Source organism: Alkalibacter saccharofermentans DSM 14828 (assembly GCF_900128885.1).
Classification (GTDB): domain Bacteria; phylum Bacillota; class Clostridia; order Eubacteriales; family Alkalibacteraceae; genus Alkalibacter; species Alkalibacter saccharofermentans.
In genome coordinates, this window is record NZ_FQTU01000028.1 from 1 (window position 1) to 5535 (window position 5535).

The window sequence follows — 5535 nt, forward strand, 5'->3', positions numbered from 1 at the left end:
TTTACGATTGTTCAACGAGCGCTTCCCAACTGCCCCACGACCGTTAGACTTGGCAAAGGAATACCCCGATGCTAACAACTAACAACTAATAACTTATATCTTATAAATTGAAAATGGGAGGAGGTAACTAAATGGGAAACGTAGGAATGGTAAGCATTGACTTTAGTCAAATAGCAGCAAATATCTTCAACTTCTTACTGTTGTTTTTCATTGTAAAACATTTTTTCTACGATAAAATCAAAGCCTTCATGGATGGCAGGACTAATGAAATCAGCTCAGTCATAGACGAAGCCGACAAGCTTAAAGTAGAAGGCGAGAGCTATAGATCTGAATATATGGATAAGCTTAAGAATGTAGACGATGAAGCCCGGGAAATATTAAGGGATACAACTACAAAAGCCAACGAAAAAAGAAATGAGATAGTAAAACATGCAGAAGTAGAAGCAGATAGGATTTTCAAAAGAAATCAAACTGAGATTCACAGGGAGAAGGAAAAAGCCCTTGAAGAGCTTAAAAACGAGATTGTCGAACTGTCTGTTCTTGCAGCTGGAAGAGTTATCGAACAAGAGCTGGACAAAGAAAAGCATCAAAAGCTGATTGCAAATTTTATTGAAGAGGCGGGAGAAGCGAAATGAGTCTGGTAGGAAGAAAATATTCCCAGGCTTTGCTGGAGGTCGCAAAAGAAAAAGGCAAGACCGATGAAATCTACAATCAGTTCAAGTCTATAATTGAAGCCCTGGACAGCAACGAAAAAATGTGGGAAATCTTGATGCTTCCCAGCATAGAGGCAGACGAGAAAAAAACCATTTTTGAAAATCTGTTCAAAGGCAAAATAGATGGTTACTTATACAGCTTTCTGATGATTTCAGTGGATAAGAACAGGGTCGCAGATTTGAAGAATATTTTCGAATCTTTCAAAGACCTTTACTTTGTAGAGAACAACATGGTGGAAGCCACCGTGGTATCGGCAGTAGCCTTAGAAGAAAAAGACATAAAGAGACTAAAAGAAAAGCTTGAGAAAAAATACAAAAAAACGGTAATAATACAATCAAGGATAGACCAGGATATAATCGGAGGCTTGATCGTCTACGTGGGAGACCAGATAATAGACGGAAGCATCAGGCGAAAAATCGCCATGATTAAGAATGATTTGAAAGAAATAAGACTACAAGAGTTAGGGGTGAATTAATTGAATCTCAGACCTGAAGAAATTAGCAAGGTTATTAAAGAGCAAATCTTACAATATGAGCATAAACTTGAGACTGCAGATGTAGGTACAGTGATTCAAGTAGGAGACGGTATCGCCAGGATACACGGTTTGGAAAATGCAATGGCTGGAGAGCTTTTGGAGTTTCCTCAAGAAGTATTCGGGATGGTACTTAACCTGGAAGAAGACAACGTAGGTTGCGTACTTTTGGGTGACGATACAAAGATCGTCGAAGGAGACAAGGTTAAATGTACGGGAAAAATCGTTGAGGTTCCTGTAGGAGATGCAATGGTAGGCAGAGTAGTTAACTCCTTGGGACATCCGATTGACGGAAAAGGACCAATATCAACCAACAAGACTAGACCGGCGGAGGTAAAAGCCCCGGGAGTAATAGAGAGAAAGTCTGTTGATACACCTCTTCAAACGGGATATAAAGCGATAGATTCGATGATTCCCATTGGTAGAGGCCAAAGAGAACTTATAATCGGTGACAGACAGACAGGAAAGACCGCGCTGGCTGTAGATACAATGATCAATCAAAAAGGCGAAGATGTTATATGCATCTACGTAGCAATAGGTCAAAAAGCATCAACCGTAGCACAGATAGTAAGCAAGCTGCAGGAAACAGGCGCTATGGATTATTCAATCGTAGTTGCCGCAACGGCAAGCGAGCTGGCACCCCTTCAATACTTGGCGCCTTATACAGGCGTTACAATCGGAGAGGAATTCATGCTTCAGGGAAAAGACGTTCTTATAATCTACGATGATCTTTCCAAGCACGCAGTGGCATATAGAGCGATGTCTCTGCTTCTTAAAAGGCCACCGGGCAGAGAAGCATATCCGGGAGATGTATTCTACCTTCACTCCAGACTGCTTGAAAGAGCGGCAAAAATGAAGGACGGAGGATCTCTGACTGCACTTCCTATAATCGAAACCCAGGCGGGAGACGTATCTGCGTATATCCCGACAAACGTTATTTCAATAACCGACGGGCAGATATTCCTTGAAGGAGAGCTTTTCTACTCAGGAATAAGACCTGCGGTTAACCCGGGGATATCGGTATCCAGGGTAGGTGGAGCGGCACAAATCAAGTCCATGAAAAAAGTAGCAGGACCTTTAAGAATCGAGTACGCCCAATACAGGGAGCTGGCATCATTTGCCCAGTTCGGTTCAGACCTTGACGATGCGACAAAGGCTCAGCTTGCAAAAGGAGAGAGAGTAGTTGAACTTCTTAAGCAAGATCAGTATGCGCCTATGAGGGTGGAGCATCAGGTTCTCGCGATTTATGCCATCACAAATGACTACGCTGCAAAGGTACCCGTTAACATGATAAAGGATTACGAAAAGAGCCTTATCGAATTTGCCGATGTAAATCACAAGGATACACTTGAAGAAATTAAAGGCAAAGGCGGCTTATCGGAGGAAGTAGTAGAAAAAATGAGGGAGCTCATCGAGAAGTTTACAGGCAAATACCTCGATGAACTTAAAAATGCCTAAAAACGGAGGTGAAACCCCATGGCGGAAAATATTCGCGATATCAAACGAAGAATAAAAAGCGTCAACAGTACCAAGCAGATTACCCATGCCATGGAACTGGTAGCTTCGTCAAAACTCCGTAAGGCAAGAATGAAAGCCGAGGCAAGGAAGGCTTATTTCGACACTATGTTAAGCAGCATGCGGGAGATGGCGGCGCAAGCCGGCAAGGTAAAAAGCGTTTATCTTCAAGAACGGGAAGTGAAAAAAACGCTTTATGTGGTGATAACCGCCGACAGAGGTTTGGCTGGCGGTTACAATGCAAATGTAATCAAATCGGTAACAAATGCGATAACGGACAAGGAAAAGGCCTGTCTTGTAACCCTTGGAACCAAGGGTAGGGACTACTTCAGAAAAAGAGGCTATGAAGTGATAAAGGATTTTACCGGAATGAGCGAGCAGCCTACCTATGCGAATGCATCAGAGGTTGGAAAGCAAATCATGGAAATGTATGTCAGTGGCGAGGTGGACGAGGTCGTGCTTGCATATACCGAGTTCGTATCGACCATAACTCAAAAGGCAAACAACATAAAGCTCTTGCCCATCAGTCCTCATGAATTCGACGAGGAGAAAAAAACTGAAGAGGGCTTCATCCCTCTTATCATGACATACGAGCCCTCTCCGGAGGCATTGTTGGATTACCTTATACCCAAGTATATATGGAACACGGTCTACGGAGCCATGATTGAAGGAAGCGCCAGCGAACAAGGTGCTCGAAGAATGGCGATGGAAACCGCAACAGAAAACGCGAACGAGATGATAGACGTGTTGACCCTTCATTACAACAGGGCGCGACAGGCTCAGATAACACAGGAGCTTACGGAAATCATCGGCGGTGCGGAAGCCCTTAAATAATCACGCAACAAACAAAGATTGGAGGCAAGAAAATGTCACAGAACACAGGACAGATTGTGCAGATTATAGGTCCGGTCATAGACGTTAAGTTTAAAAGAGAAAATCTGCCGAGACTATACAATGCAATCACCATAAAACACCTTGACGGCACGTTGGTCGTCGAGGTTGCCCAGCACCTTGGGGACGACATAGTAAGATGCATAGCAATGGATTCCACCGACGGGCTAAGAAGAGGCATGGAAGCTGTAGATTCAGGGAAACCTATCCAGGTACCGGTAGGCAAAGATACCTTGGGGAGAATGTACAACGTGCTGGGAGAGCCCATAGACGGAAAGCCGGTTCAGGAAAATATCGAAAGACACCCCATACACAGGAACGCTCCTTCATTTGAAGAGCAGCAGACACAACCTGAGATGTTCGAAACTGGAATCAAGGTAGTTGACCTTATAGCCCCCTACACAAAGGGTGGAAAAATCGGTTTGTTCGGCGGTGCGGGCGTAGGCAAGACCGTGCTTATCCAGGAGCTTATTAACAATATAGCTACGGAGCACGGCGGCTTATCTGTTTTTGCCGGCGTAGGAGAGAGAACCAGAGAAGGAAACGACCTTTACTACGAGATGATGGAATCCGGAGTAATCAACAAAACTGCTCTTTGCTTCGGACAGATGAACGAGCCGCCTGGAGCGAGGATGCGTATAGCTTTGACAGGCCTTACCATGGCAGAATACTTCAGAGATCAGGAAGGCCAGGACGTGCTTTTGTTCATCGACAATATATTTAGATTTACTCAGGCGGGTTCAGAGGTTTCAGCCCTTCTTGGAAGGATGCCAAGTGCGGTAGGATACCAGCCTACGCTGGCTACCGAGATGGGAGCCCTACAGGAGAGGATTACGTCTACCAGCAAGGGATCTATCACATCAGTACAGGCAGTTTATGTACCTGCAGATGACCTTACAGACCCGGCTCCTGCTACCACCTTTGCCCATCTTGATGCGACGACTGTACTTAACAGAGCGATTTCCGAAAAGGGAATCTATCCTGCGGTAGATCCTCTTGACTCTTCTTCAAGGATTTTGGATCCAAAGATCGTTGGGGATGAGCACTACGGAGTTGCCAGAAGAGTTCAGGAAATTCTGCAAAGATACAAGGAGCTTCAAGATATCATCGCGATACTAGGTATCGACGAGCTTTCTGATGAGGATAAGATCATCGTATCGAGAGCCAGAAAGGTTGAGAGATTCTTATCCCAGCCATTCAACGTAGCAGAGCAGTTTACCGGACTTGAAGGCAAGTACGTTTCCATCAATGAGACTATAAGAGGATTTAAGGAGATATTGGAAGGCAAGCATGACGAATTGCCGGAAGGCGCCTTCCTGCTTGTAGGAACAATAGACGACGCTATAGAAAAAGCTGAGAGAATGAAAGCTAAAAAATAAGGAAGGTGATGGGATGTCCACGTACAGGTTGCTGATCATCACACCCGAAAGAGTGTTTTATGACGGTGAAATCAACAGAATCGTATTAAAGGGCGCCGAGGGGAACATGGCGATCCTCGCCAACCATACACCCTTGATGACAACCCTTGCTTTAAGTGAGCTGAAAATCTATTCAGATCCGAAGAAGTTCAGAAGCGCTACCTTGCTTGGCGGTTTTGCTAAGATTGAGCCAGAAAAGGTGGTCATACTGGCGGATGCGGCGGAATGGCCTGAGGAGATAGATGTTGAAAGAGCGCTAAAAGCAAAAGAGATGGCTGAGGCCACTCTTAAGAAAAGCGACCAGGATCTTGTTTGGGCACAGGCTGCTCTTAGAAGAGCCATTGTCAGAATCGAAGTATCAAAAACCAAAGATAATAGATAAAAAGTGCCGGCGAGAGCCGGTGCTTTTTTTGTCGGCATCTCCTACAGCTTCGCTGTTCGAGCTTACGGGCTTCGCCCAATAGC

General features: G+C 44.8%; 6 protein-coding genes. All 6 read left to right on the forward strand.

From position 1 onward, the window contains the following. Window positions 1-131 precede the first annotated feature (131 nt). From BUB93_RS11105 to atpC, 6 genes are read left to right on the forward strand one after another with little or no spacing between them, the layout of a single operon-like run. The gene (locus tag BUB93_RS11105; protein ID WP_073272270.1) at window positions 132-635 is read left to right on the forward strand and encodes a F0F1 ATP synthase subunit B; all 504 of its coding nucleotides are present in this window, start codon (window positions 132-134) and stop codon (window positions 633-635) included. After that, window positions 632-1189, forward strand: a complete 558-nt coding sequence (locus BUB93_RS11110; RefSeq protein ID WP_073272273.1) for a F0F1 ATP synthase subunit delta — start codon at window positions 632-634, stop codon at window positions 1187-1189. The genes BUB93_RS11105 and BUB93_RS11110 overlap by 4 nt, the downstream gene beginning before the upstream one ends. Further along, window positions 1190-2704: a F0F1 ATP synthase subunit alpha gene (gene atpA, locus BUB93_RS11115; protein WP_073272276.1), complete on the forward strand. Its 1515-nt coding sequence runs from the start codon at window positions 1190-1192 to the stop codon at window positions 2702-2704. It abuts the gene before it with no gap. Between the two features lie 18 nt (window positions 2705-2722). Next, entirely contained in the window at window positions 2723-3595 is an 873-nt protein-coding gene (gene atpG / locus BUB93_RS11120; RefSeq protein WP_073272279.1) for an ATP synthase F1 subunit gamma, read from the forward strand. A 32-nt stretch (window positions 3596-3627) separates the two neighbouring features. After that, entirely contained in the window at window positions 3628-5031 is a 1404-nt protein-coding gene (gene atpD, locus BUB93_RS11125) for a F0F1 ATP synthase subunit beta (protein ID WP_073272281.1), read from the forward strand. Between the two features lie 13 nt (window positions 5032-5044). Beyond that, window positions 5045-5452, forward strand: coding sequence for an ATP synthase F1 subunit epsilon (gene atpC, locus BUB93_RS11130; RefSeq protein ID WP_073272283.1), 408 nt, complete (start codon window positions 5045-5047; stop codon window positions 5450-5452). The last annotated feature ends 83 nt before the right edge of the window (window positions 5453-5535 follow it).